The organism is Azorhizophilus paspali (genome assembly GCF_043587585.2).
GTDB lineage: Bacteria > Pseudomonadota > Gammaproteobacteria > Pseudomonadales > Pseudomonadaceae > Azotobacter > Azotobacter paspali.
In genome coordinates this window covers 387,973-406,689 of the sequence record NZ_CP171449.1, presented here as the reverse complement: position 1 = coordinate 406,689, position 18,717 = coordinate 387,973, and the positions used below count along the sequence as shown (strand labels likewise).

15 protein-coding genes are annotated in these 18,717 nt (G+C 64.1%); 7 read left to right on the top strand and 8 right to left on the bottom strand.

The annotated features are described in order from the left end of the window. Window positions 1-2: 2 nt before the first annotated feature. From aroK to ACGI6K_RS02070, 6 genes are read right to left on the bottom strand one after another with little or no spacing between them, the layout of a single operon-like run. Entirely contained in the window at window positions 3-521 is a 519-nt protein-coding gene (aroK, locus tag ACGI6K_RS02095) for a shikimate kinase AroK (RefSeq protein ID WP_376944179.1), read from the bottom strand. Window positions 522-525: 4 nt separating this feature from the next. Further along, window positions 526-2,625: a type IV pilus secretin PilQ gene (gene pilQ / locus ACGI6K_RS02090; protein ID WP_376944181.1), complete on the bottom strand. Its 2,100-nt coding sequence runs from the start codon at window positions 2,623-2,625 to the stop codon at window positions 526-528. Window positions 2,626-2,677: 52 nt separating this feature from the next. Then, on the bottom strand, window positions 2,678-3,202 hold the full coding sequence (locus ACGI6K_RS02085; protein WP_376944183.1) for a pilus assembly protein PilP: 525 nt from the start codon (window positions 3,200-3,202) through the stop codon (window positions 2,678-2,680). After that, complete coding sequence (gene pilO / locus ACGI6K_RS02080) at window positions 3,199-3,819, bottom strand: type 4a pilus biogenesis protein PilO (protein WP_376944185.1); 621 nt, start codon at window positions 3,817-3,819, stop codon at window positions 3,199-3,201. The genes ACGI6K_RS02085 and pilO overlap by 4 nt, the downstream gene beginning before the upstream one ends. After that, window positions 3,816-4,475 carry a PilN domain-containing protein gene (locus tag ACGI6K_RS02075; protein ID WP_376944187.1) on the bottom strand — a complete coding sequence of 220 codons (660 nt, stop codon included), beginning with the start codon at window positions 4,473-4,475 and terminating at the stop codon, window positions 3,816-3,818. Before ACGI6K_RS02075 ends, pilO begins: the two co-directional genes overlap by 4 nt. After that, window positions 4,476-5,540 (bottom strand): pilus assembly protein PilM, encoded by a 1,065-nt coding sequence (locus tag ACGI6K_RS02070; RefSeq protein ID WP_376944189.1) that lies wholly within the window; start codon window positions 5,538-5,540, stop codon window positions 4,476-4,478. It abuts the gene before it with no gap. 173 nt (window positions 5,541-5,713) lie between these two features. Between ACGI6K_RS02070 and ACGI6K_RS02065 the strand changes: the two genes are divergently transcribed. Further along, on the top strand, window positions 5,714-8,173 hold the full coding sequence (locus tag ACGI6K_RS02065; protein ID WP_394543342.1) for a penicillin-binding protein 1A: 2,460 nt from the start codon (window positions 5,714-5,716) through the stop codon (window positions 8,171-8,173). A 54-nt stretch (window positions 8,174-8,227) separates the two neighbouring features. On the opposite strand, the gene ACGI6K_RS02060 is transcribed toward ACGI6K_RS02065, so the two are convergent. Together ACGI6K_RS02060 and rpmE are read right to left on the bottom strand one after the other, a co-directional pair. Further along, the gene (locus ACGI6K_RS02060) at window positions 8,228-9,496 is read right to left on the bottom strand and encodes a malic enzyme-like NAD(P)-binding protein (protein WP_376944191.1); all 1,269 of its coding nucleotides are present in this window, start codon (window positions 9,494-9,496) and stop codon (window positions 8,228-8,230) included. A 577-nt stretch (window positions 9,497-10,073) separates the two neighbouring features. After that, a complete protein-coding gene (gene rpmE / locus ACGI6K_RS02055) occupies window positions 10,074-10,286 on the bottom strand; it encodes a 50S ribosomal protein L31 (RefSeq protein ID WP_376944193.1) in 213 nt (70 codons plus the stop codon). A gap of 174 nt (window positions 10,287-10,460) precedes the next feature. Between rpmE and ACGI6K_RS02050 the strand changes: the two genes are divergently transcribed. The 6 genes from ACGI6K_RS02050 (at window position 10,461) to ACGI6K_RS02025 (ending at window position 18,689) form a co-directional block, all read left to right on the top strand. Continuing rightward, entirely contained in the window at window positions 10,461-12,680 is a 2,220-nt protein-coding gene (locus tag ACGI6K_RS02050) for a primosomal protein N' (RefSeq protein WP_376944195.1), read from the top strand. Between the two features lie 873 nt (window positions 12,681-13,553). Next, window positions 13,554-15,293 carry an arginine--tRNA ligase gene (argS, locus tag ACGI6K_RS02045; RefSeq protein WP_376945277.1) on the top strand — a complete coding sequence of 580 codons (1,740 nt, stop codon included), beginning with the start codon at window positions 13,554-13,556 and terminating at the stop codon, window positions 15,291-15,293. 20 nt (window positions 15,294-15,313) lie between these two features. Beyond that, window positions 15,314-16,081: an SPOR domain-containing protein gene (locus ACGI6K_RS02040; protein WP_376945279.1), complete on the top strand. Its 768-nt coding sequence runs from the start codon at window positions 15,314-15,316 to the stop codon at window positions 16,079-16,081. Window positions 16,082-16,203: 122 nt separating this feature from the next. Beyond that, window positions 16,204-16,731: an ATP-dependent protease subunit HslV gene (gene hslV, locus ACGI6K_RS02035; RefSeq protein ID WP_376945281.1), complete on the top strand. Its 528-nt coding sequence runs from the start codon at window positions 16,204-16,206 to the stop codon at window positions 16,729-16,731. A 101-nt stretch (window positions 16,732-16,832) separates the two neighbouring features. Beyond that, window positions 16,833-18,173: an ATP-dependent protease ATPase subunit HslU gene (gene hslU, locus ACGI6K_RS02030; protein WP_376945283.1), complete on the top strand. Its 1,341-nt coding sequence runs from the start codon at window positions 16,833-16,835 to the stop codon at window positions 18,171-18,173. A 141-nt stretch (window positions 18,174-18,314) separates the two neighbouring features. Further along, the gene (locus ACGI6K_RS02025; RefSeq protein WP_376945285.1) at window positions 18,315-18,689 is read left to right on the top strand and encodes a gamma-butyrobetaine hydroxylase-like domain-containing protein; all 375 of its coding nucleotides are present in this window, start codon (window positions 18,315-18,317) and stop codon (window positions 18,687-18,689) included. Window positions 18,690-18,717 lie beyond the last annotated feature (28 nt).

Sequence of the window (18,717 nt, the reverse complement as noted above, 5' to 3'; positions counted from 1 at the left end):
CGTCACCGTGGCGGCAACGTGTGCAGGCGGTCAAGGATTTCCTCTACAACCATGCGTGGCGGGCGTTCGTCGGTTTCCACCACCAGGTCGGCGATCTCCCGGTACAGGGGGTCTCGGACGAGCATCAAGTCGCTCAGAACCCGTCCCGGATCGGCGGAATGCAGCAACGGACGATTGCGGTCGCGGGAAGTGCGCTCCAGTTGCTGGGCGACCGAGGCGTGCAGGTAAACGATCCGCCCGCCCGAACGCAAGGCGGCGCGATTCTCGGAGCGCAGCACGGCACCGCCCCCGGTGGCGAGCACGATGCCGTCGCTGGCGCAAAGCTTGCCGATCATCGCCTGCTCGCGCTCGCGAAAGCCCGCCTCGCCTTCCATGTCGAAGATCCAAGGAATATCGGCGCCGGTACGCTGCTCGATTTCCTTGTCGGAATCTTTGAACGCCAACCGCAATTCTTTGGCAAGCAAGCGCCCGATGGTGCTCTTGCCCGAGCCCATCGGGCCTACGAGGATTACATTTCGCACTGACTCAACGACTCACAGCGATGGCCTGGCTGTTAAGAATACGCGGAGTCAAGAAAACAAGCAGCTCGGATTTGCTGTCGGCGACCACGTCGCGGCGGAACAGGCGCCCGATCAACGGCAGGTCGCCTAGGAACGGCACCTTGTCCACGGACTTGGCCTGGATATTGGAGAAAACTCCGCCGATCACGATGGTTTCGCCGTCGCCGATCAGCACCTTGGCGTTGACCTCGTTCTCGTTGATCGGCGGCACACCGTTCAGGGCCTTGGCGAAGTCCGCCTGATCCTTGGTCACCTTCACCTCCATGATGATGCGGTTGTCAGGAGTGATTTGTGGCGTCACCTCCAGCGACAAGGCCGCCTCCTTGAAGGAAGTGCTGGTCGCGCCGCTGGAGCTAGCTTCCTGGTAGGGAATCTCCTCGCCGGTCAGGATCTTCGCCGTCTCCTTGTCCGAGGTGAGAACCTTGGGCTGGGAAATGACTTCCCCATTGCCGGTCTTTTCCATGGCCGACAGTTGGAGATCCAGGATCAGGTGATCGGAAATGAAGCCGATGCCGAGACCCGAAGTACTGTTCGCAACCCCCATGTCGACGAAGGGAACGGGAGCCATGCCATTCTCCAGGGTGAAGTTGCCGACCTGGCCGGTTCCCGGCAGAAATACCTGCCCGTCATCGACGGATTGCGCGCCATCCTTGCCGTACAGGCTCCACTGGTCGTTGACGAAGCTTCCGCCCCAGCGCACCCCCAGGCTCTTGTCGTAATCGACGCTGGCCTCGACGATGCGCGCCTCGATCATCACCTGACGCACCGGGATGTCCAGTTGGGCGACGATCCGCCGCAGTTCGTCGAGACGGTCTTGAGTCTGGTAGGCGATGATATTGTTGGTCCGCTCGTCGACGGTGATGGAGCCGCGCTGTTCTTCCACCTCATCGCTGCTGGTGACCGACTGGAACAGTTTGGCGATGTCCGTCGCCTTGGCGTAGTTCACCTGGAGCAATTCGCGACGCAGGGGAGCCAGTTCGGCGATCCGCTGCTGTGCCTCCAACTCCTGGCGCTCACGTGCCGCGATTTCGTCGGCCGGCGCCACCAACAGCACGTTGCCGAGCTTGCGCTTGTCCAAGCCCTTGGTTCTGAGCACCAGGTCGAGCGCCTGATCCCAGGGCAAATTCTGCAGGCGAAGGGTGATATTGCCCTGTACCGTGTCGCTGGCCACCAAGTTGAGATCGGTGAAATCGGCGATCAACTGCAGGACCGAACGGACATCGATATCCTGGAAATTCAGCGACAGCTTCTCGCCAGTATACGCGAAGCGACCGGTATCACGCCCGGCGCCGCTGTCCTGGGGCTTCGCCTTGACATTGACGGTCAGTCGCTTGTCGGCCTGGTAGACCAGATAGTCATACATGCCGGCCGGCTCGATGAGGATGCTGGCCTTGCCGGCCTGGCTCGAGGCGCTCACGAAGTGCACGGGAGTAGCGAAATCCTTGACGTCCAGGCGTGCCTGCAGGGACTCCGGCAATTGCGTTTCCGGAAAGTCCAGGCGGATCTTGCCACCCTGCTCCTGAATGTCGGGATTCATGCCCGGGCTCGACAGATCGATGATGACGTTGCCTTCGCCCTGCTCGCCACGCTGGAAGTCGATGCCCCGAACCACCTTGCCCGTCGTCACGTAGGCCTTGGCTTGCGTGACCGCGGGCGAGGCACTGCGGGACTGCCGGGCCACAGCGGCAGACTCGCCGATCAGCACATAAAGGTCATGGCCCTCGCTCCGCATACTGTAGGGCGACATCGCGGCCAGGTTGACGATCATTTGAGTACGCCCGCTCGCCTTGACCAGGGTGACGCTGCGGGCGTTGCCGACACCCAGCTCGCGGTGCTTGGTCCCCAGCTTGTTGGTCACTCCGGGAAGATCCAGGGCAATCCGGGCCGGCTGGTCGATCGTGTAGCCACGTGGTGCCGGCACGGCCTCGTCGAATGACAGCTTGAGTTCGACCCGATCGCCGGGCAAGGCCGCCACATCCAGGGACTCGAGATCGGCCGCCGTCAATTTCGCCGACAGCAGGGCGGTCAGGACCGAAATACCGAAACGCGAAAGGGCGCTGTTCATCGACGGATGCCTAATGCGGAACGGGAACGTTTCTTCATGCCGGAACCGTCCATCACGAGCGCTTTCTTAAGGCGAGACTGCGCGGGCGCTCCAGCCAGCCGCCTTCGCCGTCGGGAACGATTTCCACGACCTCGACGGAAGCCTCGTCGATTTCGACGACGCGGCCATGATTGCGGCCCAAATAGTCGCCCACCCTCACCCGATGAATACCATCCACCCCGCGCACCAAAGCCTGCATGCCCATTCCGTTGGAGAGCGTGCCGACCATCTCGAAAACCTCGATGTTGAATCCTTCGAGATACTGCCTGGAGCGACTTTCGTCCGGACGGATATCCCTCAAGCCTCTACGTTGGCTGGCCGGATCGATCTTCACCGGCGGTTGGAACGGGCTGCGCATGGCGGCCGCACCGTAAGCAAAGGCCTCGTAGGGCCGGAACACCGGCAACGGCTCGATCGCCCCCCTGGATCGTGCATGCACTTCATCCATGTAAGTTTGCAAGTCCTGAAATCCATTATCGATATCGCAACCGGAAAGTCCGACAAAGACCATAATGCAGACCAGGTGGGCAGACTTCATTTCTGCGCTCCCTTGTCGTTATAGCGATAAGTCTTGGCCAATATTTTCATGCGCAACTTCGTATTTCCCGAAGCCACTGGTTTTATTTCGAAATCATGCAATGTGACGATGCGTGGAAGACTGGCGGCGCCACTTACGAAAGTAGCCAGATCGTGATAAGCACCCATTACGGATATTTGGATCGGCAATTCGATATAGAACTGCCGGACAACTTCGTCGAGAAGTTTGATTTCCTCGAACTCCAGGCCGCTGCCCAGTCCGGTACGGGTGATGTCATCGAGCAGAGCGGGCACCTCGGTATCGCTCGGCAATTGCAGTAACAAAGCGCTAAAAAAGGCCTCTATTTCCGTCATCTGTTGCCTGTAGGCCTCCAGGTTCGCGGCCTGGAAAGCCTTGGTAGAGAACTGCTGCTTCAAGGCCCCCTCTTCGCCCCGTTCCCGCTCAAGCTGCTCATGCAGATCCTTGAGATGGAAGTTGTAGCCTAGCGCCAGAACAACGATCAGCATCAGCAGGCAGGTGGCGGTCTTCAGCGGAGCCGGCCACGAGCCGAGGTTGTCCAGATCCAGATCGGCCAGATCGATCTTGCGCAGACTCTCCAGGGACCCGGACAGACTCATTTCCGCGCTCCTTCTTTCTTCTGCGCATTTTTCGAAGCGAGCTTCCCATCCGCATCGGGAGCGGCGTCCCCGGCCAGCACATGCCCAGCGATCTGCGTAGCATCGGTCTCTCCCGGTTGCACCTGCCGTACCGACAACCGGAACACGTTGGCCTGATCGAGGGCTCCGGCCGTCACTGCCTTCACGGCGATCAGGTTGGACGCTTCGAGCCACTCCGAACCATCTAGGTTGCGCATCAGGTTCGAGACGCGGTTGTTGGATTCGGCCGCCCCCTCGATGGCGATGCTTTGCCCGGTCATGCTCAGCGAGGTGAAATACACGCCGTCGGGCAGGGTACGGGCCAACTGATCGAATACCCGGCCGATGATCGGTCGATTGCCATGCAGGTCTTGAATGATCTTCATCCGCTCCAGAAGCTGCTGGCGACGGATCTTGAGTTCGCCGATCTCCTCGATTCGCGCATCGAGCACGGCGTTCTCCCGTCGGACGAAATCGTTGCGTGCACGCTGTGCATCGATGCTCGCCTTTAGGTATCGGTCGCCCAGGAAAACTAGGCCAGCGGCAACCAGCAGCATCACCCCCGACATGATCAGGAAGCCTTGGCGGCGCTCCTCCCGAAGTCGCTCGCGCCAAGGCAGAAGATTGACCCGCGCCATCTAGTCGAAGCGCCTCATCGCCAGGCCACAGGCGACCATCATGGCCGGAGCGTCGCTGGCCAAGGCCTTGGCATTCACCTTGGGGCTCAGCGTCATTCCGGCGAACGGATTGGCTACCAGGGTTCTGGTGCCGATCTTCTGCTCGACCAGTTGGTCGAGGCCCGGCAAGGGAGCGGTCCCGCCGGCCAGCAGGACGCAGTCGACCCGGTCGTACCGGCCCGCCGCGAAGAAGAACTGCAGCGAGCGGGATATCTGCTGTACGACAGCCTCCTTGAGAGGTTGCAGGAGCACGCTGTCGCAATCGGCCGGGAGTCCAGCCCTTTGCCAGGCCAAGCCGGCTTCGGCTACGGACAGTCCGTAACGGCGCTGCATCTCGTCGGTGAGCTGCTTGCCGCCGAACGATTGCTCGCGGTTATAGAGGATGCGTCCATCGTTCAACACGCTGAGCGTCATCATGGTCGCGCCGATATCGACGACGGCCACGGTCAACTCCGACCGGTCGCCCCCCAACCGATCGATTAGCAGCCCACAGACACGCTCCATGGCATAAGCCTCGATATCGACGACCCCGGCTGTCAGGCCTGCCAGCGCCAGCACCGCTTCGCGGGCCTTGACGCTCTCCCTGCGGCAGGCGACGAGCAACACTTCGACCCGGCCCGGACTGCGCGACAACGGCCCCAGGACCTCGAAATCGATCGCCACTTCCTCGAGGGGGTAGGGAATGTATTGTTCGGCCTCGAGCGTCAACTGGGTTTCCATTTCTTCTTCGGAAAGCCCGGCATCCATCTCCATGACCTTAGTGATCACCACGGAACCGGCCACGGCCACCGCGGCACGCCGGGCTCCGGTGCCGATCCTGGCCAGCACCTTGCTCAGGGCCTGACCGACACCATCGATATCGACGATATTCTTCTCGACCACGGCATTGGCCGGCAGCGGTTCAACGGCATAGGCCTCGACTCGATAGCCGCTCCTCGAACGACTCAATTCGAGAAGTTTGACCATGGTCGAACCGATATCGATTCCCAGCAATGAACCAGCCTGCTTGTTGAAGAGCCTTAGCACAACAAATTTCCTTGGCATATCCGTAATTTACGGACAACTTGTATAACATCGCATCAGCAATAGGATTGACAGAAGCGCAAATGGCTATCCAGTGGGAAAACCGCCTATAATACGACCGGCTTTTCGCCTCGCCCGAATTTCTGTCTTTTTTATCTGGAAACCCCGCGGCCTCAATGCGTTTGCTTAAATTCTTCGGCTGGACCCTCATCGCCATTTTCAGCAGCCTGCTGCTCGGCCTGAGCGGAGCCTTCCTTTACTTGGGGCCCGGCCTTCCGTCGGTCGACTCGTTGCGCACTATCCAGTTGCAGATCCCTCTGCGGATATACAGCAGCGATGCCAAGCTGATCGCGGAATTCGGCGAGATGCGCCGGACCCCCATCCGCTACGCGGACATTCCCCCAGACTTCATCCATGCCCTGCTAGCCGCTGAGGACGATAATTTTGCCAGCCATTATGGCGTCGACCTTGCGAGCCTGATGCGCGCTGCTACGCAATTATTGAGCAGCGGACATATTCAGACGGGGGGCAGTACCATCACTATGCAGGTGGCGAAGAATTTCTTCCTGACCAGCGAGCGGAGCTTCTCGCGCAAGGTCAACGAAATCCTTCTCGCCCTGCAGATCGAGCGCGAGCTCAGCAAGGAGGAAATCTTCGAGCTCTACGTCAACAAGATCTACCTCGGCAATCGCGCTTACGGCATCGAGGCGGCGGCCCAGGTCTACTACGGCAAGTCCATTCGCGAATTGAGCTTGGCGCAGATGGCAATGATCGCCGGCCTGCCGAAAGCCCCGTCGCGCTTCAACCCCTTGGCCAACCCGGCGCGCAGCAAGGAACGGCGCGACTGGATCCTCGGGCGCATGTACAGGCTCGGGCATATCGACGAGGCGCGTTACCAGCAGGCCCTGGCCGAACCGGCGGACGCCAGCTACCACATGCAGACCCCGGAGCTGAACGCCCCCTACATCGCCGAACTGGCCCGCGCCGAACTGGTCGGCCGCTACGGCAGCGACGCCTATACCGAGGGTTTCCGGGTCATCACCACGACGCCCAGCGATTTACAGGAGGCGGCCAACGGAGCCGTGCGCCAGGGGTTGTTCGACTACGATCGACGTCATGGCTACCGCGGCCCCGAAGCCCGCCTGCCCGGTGCGGACAGAAGCGCCTGGCTGGAAGAGTTGAACAAGCGGCGGAACATCAACGGCCTCGAGCCCGCCGTCGTCACCCAGGTCGGCGGCAACTCCATCCGCGTCCTGATGCGCAACGGCGACGAGGAAACGGTGAACTGGGAGAGCATGGCCTGGGCCCGGCCCTTCATCAGTGCCGACAGCATGGGTCCCAGGCCGCAGCGTCCGGGCCAGGTGGTCAAGCTTGGGGATCTGATCCGCGTCCTGCGCCAGGAAGATGGCAGCCTGGCCTTCGGCCAGGTTCCCGCGGCCCAGAGCGCCCTGGTTTCCCTAGACCCTCGGGACGGCGCGATCCGCGCCCTGGTGGGCGGCTTCTCCTTCGAGCAGAGCAACTACAATCGTGCCGCCCAGGCCAAGCGGCAACCCGGTTCGAGCTTCAAGCCCTTCATCTACAGCGCGGCCCTGGACCGAGGCTTTACCGCCGCCAGCCTGATCAACGACGCCCCGATCGTCTTCGTCGATCCATACCTGGATACGGTCTGGCGCCCCAAGAACGATACCAACACCTTTCTCGGCCCGATTCGCATGCGCGAAGCCTTGTATAAGTCGCGCAACCTGGTATCGATCCGCCTGCTGCAAAACATAGGCATCGACTATGCCCTGGACTACATCAGCCGCTTCGGCTTCGACAAGCGCGACCTGCCCCGCAACCTGTCCCTGGCGCTCGGTACAGCCAACCTGACTCCGCTGGAAATCGCCGCCGGCTGGAGCACCTTCGCCAATGGCGGCTATCGCATCCAGCCCTATCTGATCGAGCGCATCGAGAACCGCGACGGTAAGCTTCTGTATCAGGCCAACCCGCCCCGTGTCCCCGCGGAAGAGGCGGCGTCTGTCGAACCCGTCGACGCACCCGAAGCGCCGATCACCGCCGCAGTCCCCCAGCTCGACGCCACTACCTCCGAAGACACCCCGCCCCCGGCTTCTCCGCTCCCGGAGGCACCCGAGCCGATCGTCGCGGAACGTATCGTCGATGCCCGCACCACCTACATCATGACCAGCATGCTGCAGGACGTGATCAAGCGCGGTACTGCGCGCCGCGCCCTGGAGATGGGGCGGAGCGACCTGGCCGGCAAGACCGGTACCACCAACGAATCCAAAGACAGCTGGTTCTCCGGTTACAACGCCGACTACATCACCACCGTCTGGGCCGGTTTCGACCAGCCGGAAAGCTTGGGCAGCCACGAATATGGCGGCACCGTGGCCTTGCCGATCTGGATGAATTTCATGAGCGTCGCCCTAAAGGACAAACCACCCCACCTGCAGAGCGAGCCTGAAGGATTGCTGACCCTGCGCATCAACCCCGCCAGCGGTCGCATCGCCTCGCCCGGCACCCCCGGCGCCATCTTCGAGCTGTTCAAGAACGAAGCGCCGCCGCCCATGGCCAGCGAAGTGGACTCCGGTCAGGGCACGCTGGCGAAAGACGCCGCCCCACCGATTGATCTGTTCTGATCGCAAAAGAAAACCCCGCTTCGAGCGGGGTTTTCTTTTGCGCAGGCGCTGCGATCAGCCATTGAACACCTCTTCCACCGACTGCAGCGGGTAGTGTCGCGGATACGGCAGGGAGGCCACGCCAGTCTCGATGGCGGCACGGGCCACGGCGTCGGACACCACGGTTATCAGCCGCGGGTCCATGGGCTTCGGAATGATGTACTGGCGACCGAACTCCAGGCCCGACACCCCATAGGCCTCGCAGACCGCCTTCGGCACCGGCAGCTTGGCCAGCTCGCGCAGGGCATGAGCCGCGGCGATCTTCATCTCCTCGTTGATGCGGGTCGCGCGCACATCCAGGGCGCCACGGAAGATGAAGGGGAAGCCCAGCACGTTGTTGACCTGATTCGGATAGTCGGAACGACCGGTGGCCATGATCACGTCGCCGCGGGTGGCATGGGACAGCTCCGGGCTGATCTCCGGGTCTGGGTTGGAGCAGGCGAAGACGATCGGGTTCGGCGCCATGCGCAGCAGGTTCTCCGCACTCAGCAGGTTGGCTCCGGACAGGCCGACGAACACGTCGGCATTGTCGAGGGCATCGGCCAGGGTGCGTTTGTCGGTCTCATGGGCGAATACCGCCTTGTACTGGTTCAGGTCATCGCGCCCGGCATGGATGACTCCCTGGCGGTCGACCATGTGGATGTTCTCGACCCTAGCGCCCAGGCTGACCAGCAGGCGCATGCAGGAGATGGCTGCGGCGCCGGCGCCAAGGCAGGCGATCCTGGCAGTCGGCAAGGTCTTGCCGGCGATCTCCAAAGCATTGAGCATGCCGGCGGCGGTGACGATAGCGGTACCATGCTGATCGTCATGAAACACCGGGATATTGCATTGCTCGATCAGGGCGCGCTCGATCTCGAAGCACTCCGGCGCCTTGATATCCTCCAGATTGATGCCGCCGAAGGTCACGGAAATGCGCTTGACGGTGTCGATAAAGGCTTGCGGGCTCTCGGCATCCACCTCGATGTCGAACACGTCGACGCCGGCGAAGCGCTTGAACAGCACCCCCTTGCCCTCCATGACCGGCTTGGAGGCCAGCGGGCCGAGGTTGCCGAGGCCGAGGATCGCAGTGCCGTCGGAAATGACGGCGACCAGGTTCGACTTGCCGGTATAGCGGTAGGCCAGTTCGGGATCGCGGGCGATTTCCCGTACCGGTTCGGCGACGCCGGGGCTGTAGGCCAGCGACAGGTCGCGGGCGGTTTGCGTGGGTTTGGTCAGTTCCACGCTCAGCTTTCCGGGACGCGGCTGGGCGTGATACTCGAGGGCGGCGGTCTTGAGATCGGACATAGTTATTAGTTTCCGTTTTTATGGTGTTGCGGCTTGCCAAATGAGCATACGGCAAGACAACGAACACCAACAATAGCACTCAGAACCGCACGTCAAGCCCCCTGTCATCCGACTTTTGGCCAATTCCGGACACACCTCTAAAGAGAGTATGGGCACTTGCCCGGATCGACTATCGGAACTCTGAGCATAGCGATACCCCCGACACGGCAACCAGCGCCGACGGATCACACACGAAAAGATGCCCTTGGCCGAGACAGGCAAAGCGAACGGTATGCACGCTCGCCCCGGCTTTACAGCCCGGTCGGTATGGGCTGTGGGTCGGCTACCGGCATGAAGGATCGATATTCGAAAGTCCATCGGGCACGAGCGGATGGCTCAATGCCTGCCCCGACCTCCGATGACCCGACAATGGGCCGGGCGCACGAGAGCGTCCAGAACATCGGCAAGGCGTGGGAAGTCGCCGCCGATCACCTGCTCGCGCAGGCAATTCCAGGCAACGGAAACGAAGAAGGCGCCCACGAGGGGCGCCTTCTTTGGCAGACGGAACAGTCCATCGGACCGCCCCGACCATCGGTGCTCACTTGGAGCCGAACACACCGAAACGCTGCTTGAAGCGGTCGATACGGCCGCCGGTGTCGAGCACCTTCTGCTTGCCGGTATAGAACGGGTGACACTCGGAGCACACATCGATGCCGATGTTCTTGCCCAGGGTGGAACGGGTCTTGATCACGTTCCCGCAACTGCAGGTCGCCTCGATCTCGACGTAACTCGGATGGATATCGGCTTTCATGGAAAAGTCCTCGACTCTGGCGTACCGCCACCCGACCCAATGCCGGGCACCGTACGGAAACAGGCGGCGGATGATACCAGAGCACTACGACGATGCAAGTACACGGGAACGGGAGGTCACGGCCCCGCCCCCACCACCTGCTAAGATCATCGCTCTCCGCCAAGGACTGCCCGCGTGCCCACCCCGATCCTTCGCCTCGCCCTGCCCTCGCCGCTGCGTCGCCTGTTCGACTACCACGCCCCGCCCGGCGTGCCGACCGCCCGCCTGCGGCCGGGGGTACGCCTGCGCGTGCCGTTCGGCCGGCGCGAGGTAGTCGGCGTACTGGTCGAACTGAGCGAGCACAGCGAAGTGCCGCCCGACAAGCTGAAGGCCGCCCTCGAACTGCTCGATCCCTGTCCGCTACTGTTGCCGAGCCTGCTCAGGCTGTGCCGGTGGACGGCCCACTACTACCAGCACAGCCTCGGCGACACCTTCGGCTGGGCTTTGCCGGCGCTGCTGCGCCAAGGCGAACCGGCCGAGCGGTGCCAGGAGCGATGGTGGCACCTAGCCACAGATGCACGTCCGGACGATCCGCGCCTGGCCCGCGCACCGCGCCAGCGCGAAGCATTGCAGACCCTCGCCCAGCATCCTCATGGCGTGCCCCAGGCCCTGCTCGGCAAGCTGAGACTGAACAAGGCCAGCCTCGACCTGCTGCTGGCCAAGGGGTTGCTGCGCACCGAAATACGCCACCACGCCCCGCGTGAACGGCACGGTAGCTGGCTGCTTCAGGCCGAACTGCCGCTGAACGACGAACAGCGCGAGGCCGTCGAAGCGGTACGCGCCGGCTTCGGCGGCTTCAACGCCTTTCTACTTGCCGGCGTCACCGGCAGCGGCAAGACCGAGGTCTACTTGCAACTGATCCACCAGGTATTGGAGGCCGGCCGTCAGGCGCTGGTCCTGATCCCGGAAATCAACCTCGGTCCACAGACACTGGAACGATTCACCCGCCGCTTCAATGCCCGGGTCGCCCTGCTCCACTCCGGCATCGGCGACCGCGAACGCCTGGACGCCTGGCTAGCGGCCCGCGACGGCGAGGCGGACATCGTCATCGGCACCCGCTCGGCACTCTTCACCCCGCTCAAGCACCCCGGCCTGATCATCGTCGACGAGGAGCACGATGCCTCCTACAAACAGCAGGAAGGCCTGCGTTACCACGCTCGCGACCTGGCCGTAGTACGCGCCCGGCAGGAGGAGATCCCGGTCCTGCTCGGCTCCGCCACACCCTCCCTGGAAAGCCTGCACAACGCCCATGCCGGACGCTACGCCCTGCTCCGGCTCCGCCAGCGCGCCGGCCAGGCCCGTCCGCCGCGCTTCCTGCGCCTGGACGTGAAAAGCCGATCGCTCGACGCCGGGATCTCTCCGCCCTTGCAACAGGCCATCGCCCGCACCCTCGCCGCCGGCCAGCAGGTACTGGTATTCCTCAACCGCCGTGGCTTCGCGCCGACCCTGCTGTGCCACGACTGCGGCTGGATCGCCCTGTGCCCGCGTTGCGATGCGCGCATGACCCTGCACCAGCGCCAGCGCGAACTGCGCTGCCACCATTGTGGCCACAGCGAACGCCAGCCGACCGCCTGCCCGCAATGCGCCCAGGTCGACCTGCGGCCGGTCGGTGCCGGTACCGAACGCGCGGAAGAACGCCTGGCCACGCTCTTCCCGGATCATCCGGTGCTGCGCATCGACCGCGACAGCACCGCACGCAAGGAGTCGCTGTCCAGGCTGCTCGCCACCATCCACCGCGGCGAGCCCTGCCTGCTGGTCGGCACCCAGATGATCGCCAAGGGCCACCATTTCCCACGCGTCACCCTGGTGGCAATCCTCGATGCCGACGGCGGTCTGTTCTCCGCCGACTTTCGCGCCAGCGAACGCATGGCTCAACTGATCGTGCAGGTCGCCGGGCGTGCTGGGCGCGCCGAAGAGCCGGGCACGGTGATCATCCAGACCCACCTGGCCGACCACCCGTTGCTGGTCCAACTCGCCGAACAGGGCTACTTCGCCTTCGCCGAGCAGGCCCTCGCGGAGCGCCGCGCCGCCGGCCTGCCGCCCTTCGCCCACCTGGCCCTGCTGCGTGCCGAAGCGCACCGGCCGGGCCAGGCCGAGGACTTTCTCGAACAGGCCGCCGACGAAGCCCGGCAACTGCTCGCCACCCTGCAACTCTCTAGCCTTGAACTGCTCGGCCCGGTGCCGGCGCCGATGGAGCGACGCGCCGGCCGCCATCGCGCCCAATTACTGCTGCAGGCCTTCGGCCGCGCACCACTTCACCGCCTGCTCGGACCCTGGCTGGTGGCCCTCGAACGGCTGCCGGGCACCCGCACGGTGCGCTGGTCGCTGGACGTCGACCCGATCGACCTGTACTGAGCGCCAGCGCCCGTCGATGGCGGAGGCCGCCCCCAACTCCAGGGCAATCGCATGAAATGTCTTTCCGATACCGAACTGGAAAGATTGTGTGCCTGGTCCACTCCGGCGTGGTCTCCAGATCCGGTGCATCGGCTGCTTTCCGAGGGGGCGGATACTCCCTGTTTCGCCCCCCCGGCCGAGTCACTTTCTCTTTGCGCGCAAAGAGAAAGTAACCAAAGAGAAAGCGCGCCCGGTCATTCGGCCCCGGCTGCGCCGGGGTTCCCTCGCTCCGGCGCCGCTCCGAGGGTCGTCGCACAAGGGGCATCCATGCCCCTCGTACGACTCTCGCCGCCTCCCCGCGGCTCGCCCCTCTACGCGACGCTTGCGCTCGGCCTTCTGAACGGGAGTCGGGCTCCGGGTTGCCTGAAAGCGCTTTCGCTCTTGCGGCACGACCTGTCAGGCCGCGCCGGATGCCCCTTCAAGAGGCCGAGCGGAATCGTCGTAAAAGGGGTCGAGCGGCAGGATGCCGCGAGAGCCGCGATGGGCCATGGCATGGATGGCCCTTCGCGGCGGGCCCCTGGAGCGGCGATGCAGGGAGGGAACCCGGAGCGAAGCGTAGGGCCGGATGAGGGGGTGGCCTTCTTTTGGGTTACTTTTTCTTGGCCAGGCAAGAAAAAGTGACTCGGCCGGGGGGCCGAAACGGGGACTATCCGGCTACTCGGCAAGCAGCCATGCCAAGGATCACACAATCTTTCCAGTCTGGTATCAGGCGAGCGCTTCATGCGATTGCCCTGCCCCAACTCGTGGCGGTTGGCAAGCCCACCCCCGCTGCGGATAATGCTCGGTTTTCACGCCCCGCCCGACGCACTGCCCCTCCGCGGCCAAGAGCAGACCATGAAAGACACGATTCGCCAGCTGATCCAGCAAGCCCTGACCCGCCTGACCGATGACGGCGTGCTCCCCGCGGGTCTGACGCCGGCGATCCAGGTGGAAAACACCAAGGACAAGAGCCACGGCGACTTCGCCAGCAACATCGCCATGATGCTGGCCAAGCCGGCCGGCCTGAAGCCACGCCAATTGGCCGAGAAGCTGGTCGCCGCACTGCCGGCCGACGCCTCGGTCAGCAAGGTGGAAATCGCCGGCCCCGGCTTTCTCAACTTCTTCCAGGACAGCGAAGCCCTGGCCCGACGCCTGGCGATCGCGTTGGCCGACGAGCGTCTCGGCGTGCGCAAGCATGGCGACCTGCAGCGGGTGGTGGTCGACCTCTCCTCGCCCAACCTGGCCAAGGAGATGCACGTCGGCCACCTGCGCTCGACCATCATTGGCGATGCCGTGGCACGGGTGCTGGAATTTTTCGGCGACGTCGTGATCCGCCAGAACCACGTCGGCGACTGGGGCACCCAATTCGGCATGCTGCTGGCCCATTTGGAGGAAAAGCCCGCCTCCGCCGAAAGCGAACTGGCCGACCTCGAACAGTTCTATCGCGCCGCGAAGAAGCGCTTCGACGAATCCGAGGCCTTCGCCGACCGCGCCCGCGAACTGGTGGTCCAGCTGCAGGCCGGCGAGCCGGAATGCCTGCGCCTGTGGCAGCGCTTCAACGCGATATCGCTGTCGCACTGCCAAGAAGTCTACGAACGCCTCGGCGTACGCCTGACCCCGGACGATATTCGTGGCGAGAGCGCCTACAACGACGAGTTGCCGGGCATCGTCCAGGCCTTGCGCGACAAGGGCCTGCTGACCGAGAGCGAGGGCGCCCAGTGCGTGTTCCTCGACGAATTCAAGAACGCCGAAGGCAATCCGCTGCCGGTGATCGTGCAGAAGGCCGGCGGCGGCTATCTCTACGCCACCACCGACCTGGCCTCGATGCGCTACCGCAGCCAGGTGCTCAAGGCCGATCGTGTGCTCTATTTCGTCGACCAGCGCCAGGCCCTGCACTTCCAGATGACCTTCGCGGTGGCACGCCGCGCCGGCTTCGTACGCGACGACACGGCACTCGAGCACATGGGCTTCGGCACCATGAATGGCGCCGACGGCCGTCCTTTCAAGACCCGCGACGGCGGCACGGTGAAGCTGATCGACCTGCTCGACGAGGCCGAGCAACGCGCTTACGCCCTGGTCAAGGGCAAGAATCCGGAGCTGCCCGAGGAAGAACTGCGCCACATCGCCCGCGCCGTGGGCATCGGCGCGGTGAAGTATGCCGACCTGTCCAAGCACCGCACCAGCGACTACAGCTTCAACTTCGAACTGATGCTGAGCTTCGAGGGCAATACCGCGCCCTATCTGCTCTATGCCTACACCCGCGTGGCCAGCGTGTTCCGCAAGCTGGGCAGGGAAATCGACGAGATCGACGGCAGCCCGGCTCCCGAAGCCGAGCAGGAGCTGGCGCTGGCCGCCCGGCTAGCGCAATTCGGCGAGGTGCTCGGCAACGTCGCCGAGAAGGGCCTGCCACACTTGCTCTGCGCCTACCTTTACGATCTGGCCGGCTTGTTCTCCAGCTTCTACGAAAATTGCCCGATCCTCACCGCCGATACGCCGGCCCGCCAGCAGAGCCGCCTGCTGCTGGCCGCACTGACCGGCCGCACCCTCCGGCAGGGCCTGGAACTGCTCGGCCTGGACCCCCTGGAACGCATGTAAGTAAAGGGACTTACCCCAGCATGGCAAAGAACAACGCCCCCAAGCGCGGCGCCAGCCGCACCCCGCCGCCGAGCCAGCGGGAAATACCGAGCTGGCTCTGGCTCGCCAGCGGTCTGGCCGTCGGCGGCTTCGCGATGTTTCTGACCAAGCTCGAGCCGGGCAGCGATGCCATCAAGCGCAGCACCGTCGAGCAGCCGGCCAAGTCGGCGCAGCAGCAGCCGCCGAGCAAGCCCAAGTACGACTTCTATACCCTGCTACCGGAGTCGGAAGTCGTGGTACCGCCGACCGCACAGCAACAGCAGGTGCAGACGCCGCCGAAACCGGCACAACAGCCGCAGACGGCACAACAGCCGCCGCAGGTACAGCCAGCGCAGCAGGTGCCGCCTGCGCAACAGAGCGCACAGACGCAAGCCCCGCCCCAGCGTCCGGCTCCGCAGCCCCAGCAGCCGAAGCTGACGCCGGCCCAGGACGCGGCCCGCGCGGAAGCCCTGCTCAATGGCCGCACGCCTCCGGTCGTCACCGCCAAGCCGCCGGCCCTGGCCAAGTCCGCACCGACCACCCAGTACTACCTGCAGGCCGGCTCCTTCCGCAGCAAGGCCGATGCCGAGGATGCCCGGGCGCGCATCGCCCTGCTCGGCCAGAGCGTGCGCGTCGAGGTAGGTAGCGTGCGCGGCGAGACCTGGCACCGCGTGGTGACCGGCCCCTTCAGCAGCCACCAGCAACTGGAGCAGGCCCAGAAGCAACTGGCCGGCGACGGCTTCCGCAACGTGATGGCCCGGCAGCGCTAGACGCCCTAAGCTCCCGGCAGGCCGCCCACCGCGGCCTGCCGCCTTCCCGTTGAAATTCCGCCGGCCCTGCCCCATATAGGTCCCACCGGGCATTTCCGCCCCGCAGCGTGGAGACCACTCCCTTGACCACCATCGTTTCAGTCCGCCGCCAAGGCAAAGTCGTCATGGGCGGCGACGGCCAGGTTTCCCTCGGCAACACCGTGATGAAGGGCAATGCGAAGAAGGTCCGCCGCCTCTATCATGGCCAGGTGCTGGCCGGCTTCGCCGGCGCCACCGCGGACGCCTTCACCCTTTTCGAGCGTTTCGAGGGCCAACTGGAGAAACACCAGGGCCACCTGGTTCGCGCCGCCGTCGAACTGGCCAAGGACTGGCGTACCGAACGCTCGCTGAGTCGCCTGGAGGCCATGCTGGCGGTAGCCAACAAGGACGCCTCGCTGATCATCACCGGCAACGGCGACGTGGTCGAACCCGAGGAAGGCTTGATTGCCATGGGCTCGGGCGGTCCCTACGCGCAGGCCGCGGCGAAGGCGCTGCTGCTGCATACCGGTCTGTCGGCCCGCGAGATCGCCGAAACCGCCCTGAACATCGCCGGCAGCATCTGTGTCTTCACCAACCAGAACCTGACCATCGAGGAACTGGACCTCGATTGAGGCCCTCGATGCATCCGGCCGCAGCTCCATGGCCGGCGAACAGAACGCCGCGGCGGACGGTCCCAGACCCGATGCCCCACCGCATGAAGCGAGTCTTACCCATGTCCATGACGCCCCGCGAAATCGTCCACGAACTCAACCGCCACATCGTCGGCCAGGAAGATGCCAAGCGCGCCGTCGCCATCGCCCTGCGCAACCGCTGGCGGCGCATGCAACTGCCGGCCGAGCTGCGCGCCGAGGTTACGCCGAAGAACATCCTTATGATTGGCCCGACCGGCGTCGGAAAGACCGAGATCGCTCGCCGTCTGGCACGCCTGGCGAACGCCCCGTTCATCAAGGTGGAGGCGACCAAGTTCACCGAGGTGGGCTATGTCGGCCGTGACGTGGAGTCCATCATCCGCGACCTGGCCGACGCGGCGGTGAAGATGATGCGCGAGCAGGAAATCCAGCGGGTGCGCTACCGCGCCGAGGACGCCGCCGAGGACCGCATCCTCGACGCCCTGCTGCCGCCGGCGCGTCAGGGCTTCGGCGACGAACCGATCGCCCGCGAGGACTCGAACACCCGCCAGTTGTTCCGCAAGCGCCTGCGCGAGGGCCAATTGGACGACAAGGAAATCGACATCGAGATCACCGAAGTGCCGAACGGCGTGGAGATCATGGCGCCACCCGGCATGGAGGAAATGACCAGCCAGTTGCAGAACCTGTTCTCCAGCATGGGCAAGGGCCGCAAGAAGACCCACAAGCTGAAGGTCAAGGATGCGCTCAAGCTGGTCCGCGACGAGGAAGCCGCCCGCCTGGTCAACGAGGAGGAGCTGAAGGCCCGTGCCCTGGAATCGGTCGAGCAGAACGGCATCGTCTTCATCGACGAGATCGACAAGGTGGCCAAGCGTGCCAACGTCGGCGGCGCCGACGTCTCCCGCGAGGGCGTACAGCGCGACCTGTTACCGCTGATCGAGGGCTGCACGGTGAACACCAAGCTGGGCATGGTCAAGACCGACCACATCCTGTTCATCGCCTCCGGCGCCTTCCATCTCGCCAAGCCCAGCGATCTGGTGCCGGAACTGCAGGGCCGCCTGCCGATCCGCGTCGAACTCAAGGCGCTGACGCCCGAGGACTTCGAGCGCATCCTCACCGAACCCCATGCCTCGCTGACCGAACAGTACCGCGAGTTGCTGAAGACCGAAGGACTGAACATCGAGTTCGCCGCCGACGGCATCAAGCGCATCGCCGAAATCGCCTGGCAGGTCAACGAGAAGACCGAGAACATTGGCGCCCGCCGCCTGCACACCCTGCTCGAGCGCCTGCTGGAGGAAGTCTCGTTCAGCGCCGGCGACCTGGCCGCCGACCACAGCGGCCAGCCGATCGTGATCGACGCCGCCTACGTCAACAACCACCTCGGCGAACTGGCCCAGGACGAGGATCTGTCGCGCTATATTTTGTAGATGATCTTCCCGTGGCCGCAGGGTGGATAGCCAGCCCGTGGAAAACCGCGCAGTGTTTTCCAGGGGTCCATCGCGTGGGCAAGGCCGAGCCGTTACCCAGTCCACGACCTTGCCGCCGCCTTCTTTAGCGGAGCCCCGACGATGCGCATGCCCACCGCCATCAAACTACACAAAGCCTCGAAGACCCTCGAACTGCACTACGCCCCCGACGAGCGCTACTGCCTTGACGCCGAATTCCTCCGCGTCCATTCGCCTTCGGCGGAAGTGCGCGGCCACGGCAATCCCGTGCTGCAGCACGGCAAGCTCGGCGTCGGCCTGAGCGGCGTCGAGCCGGTTGGCCAGTACGCTCTCAAGCTGATCTTCGACGACGGCCACGACAGCGGCCTCTACAGTTGGGACTACCTCTACCGACTGGCCTGCGACCACAACCGCCTGTGGGCCGAATACCTGGCCGAACTAGAACGCGCCGGCAAGTCCCGCGACCCCCACGAATCGGTGGTCCGCCTGATGCTCTGAGCCGGGTACTCGGCAAGACAAACCCGAC

Excerpts from the sequence above, each read along its gene's own strand:
- pilQ (WP_376944181.1), bottom strand. The coding sequence starts at position 2,625 with ATGAACAGCGCCCTTTCGCGTTTCGGTATTTCGGTCCTGACCGCCCTG.
- ACGI6K_RS02085 (WP_376944183.1), bottom strand. The coding sequence starts at position 3,202 with ATGAAGTCTGCCCACCTGGTCTGCATTATGGTCTTTGTCGGACTTTCC.
- pilO (WP_376944185.1), bottom strand. The coding sequence starts at position 3,819 with ATGAGTCTGTCCGGGTCCCTGGAGAGTCTGCGCAAGATCGATCTGGCC.
- ACGI6K_RS02075 (WP_376944187.1), bottom strand. The coding sequence starts at position 4,475 with ATGGCGCGGGTCAATCTTCTGCCTTGGCGCGAGCGACTTCGGGAGGAG.
- ACGI6K_RS02065 (WP_394543342.1), top strand. The coding sequence starts at position 5,714 with ATGCGTTTGCTTAAATTCTTCGGCTGGACCCTCATCGCCATTTTCAGC.
- ACGI6K_RS02060 (WP_376944191.1), bottom strand. The coding sequence starts at position 9,496 with ATGTCCGATCTCAAGACCGCCGCCCTCGAGTATCACGCCCAGCCGCGT.
- rpmE (WP_376944193.1), bottom strand. The coding sequence starts at position 10,286 with ATGAAAGCCGATATCCATCCGAGTTACGTCGAGATCGAGGCGACCTGC.
- argS (WP_376945277.1), top strand. The coding sequence starts at position 13,554 with ATGAAAGACACGATTCGCCAGCTGATCCAGCAAGCCCTGACCCGCCTG.
- ACGI6K_RS02040 (WP_376945279.1), top strand. The coding sequence starts at position 15,314 with ATGGCAAAGAACAACGCCCCCAAGCGCGGCGCCAGCCGCACCCCGCCG.
- hslU (WP_376945283.1), top strand. The coding sequence starts at position 16,833 with ATGTCCATGACGCCCCGCGAAATCGTCCACGAACTCAACCGCCACATC.
- ACGI6K_RS02025 (WP_376945285.1), top strand. The coding sequence starts at position 18,315 with ATGCGCATGCCCACCGCCATCAAACTACACAAAGCCTCGAAGACCCTC.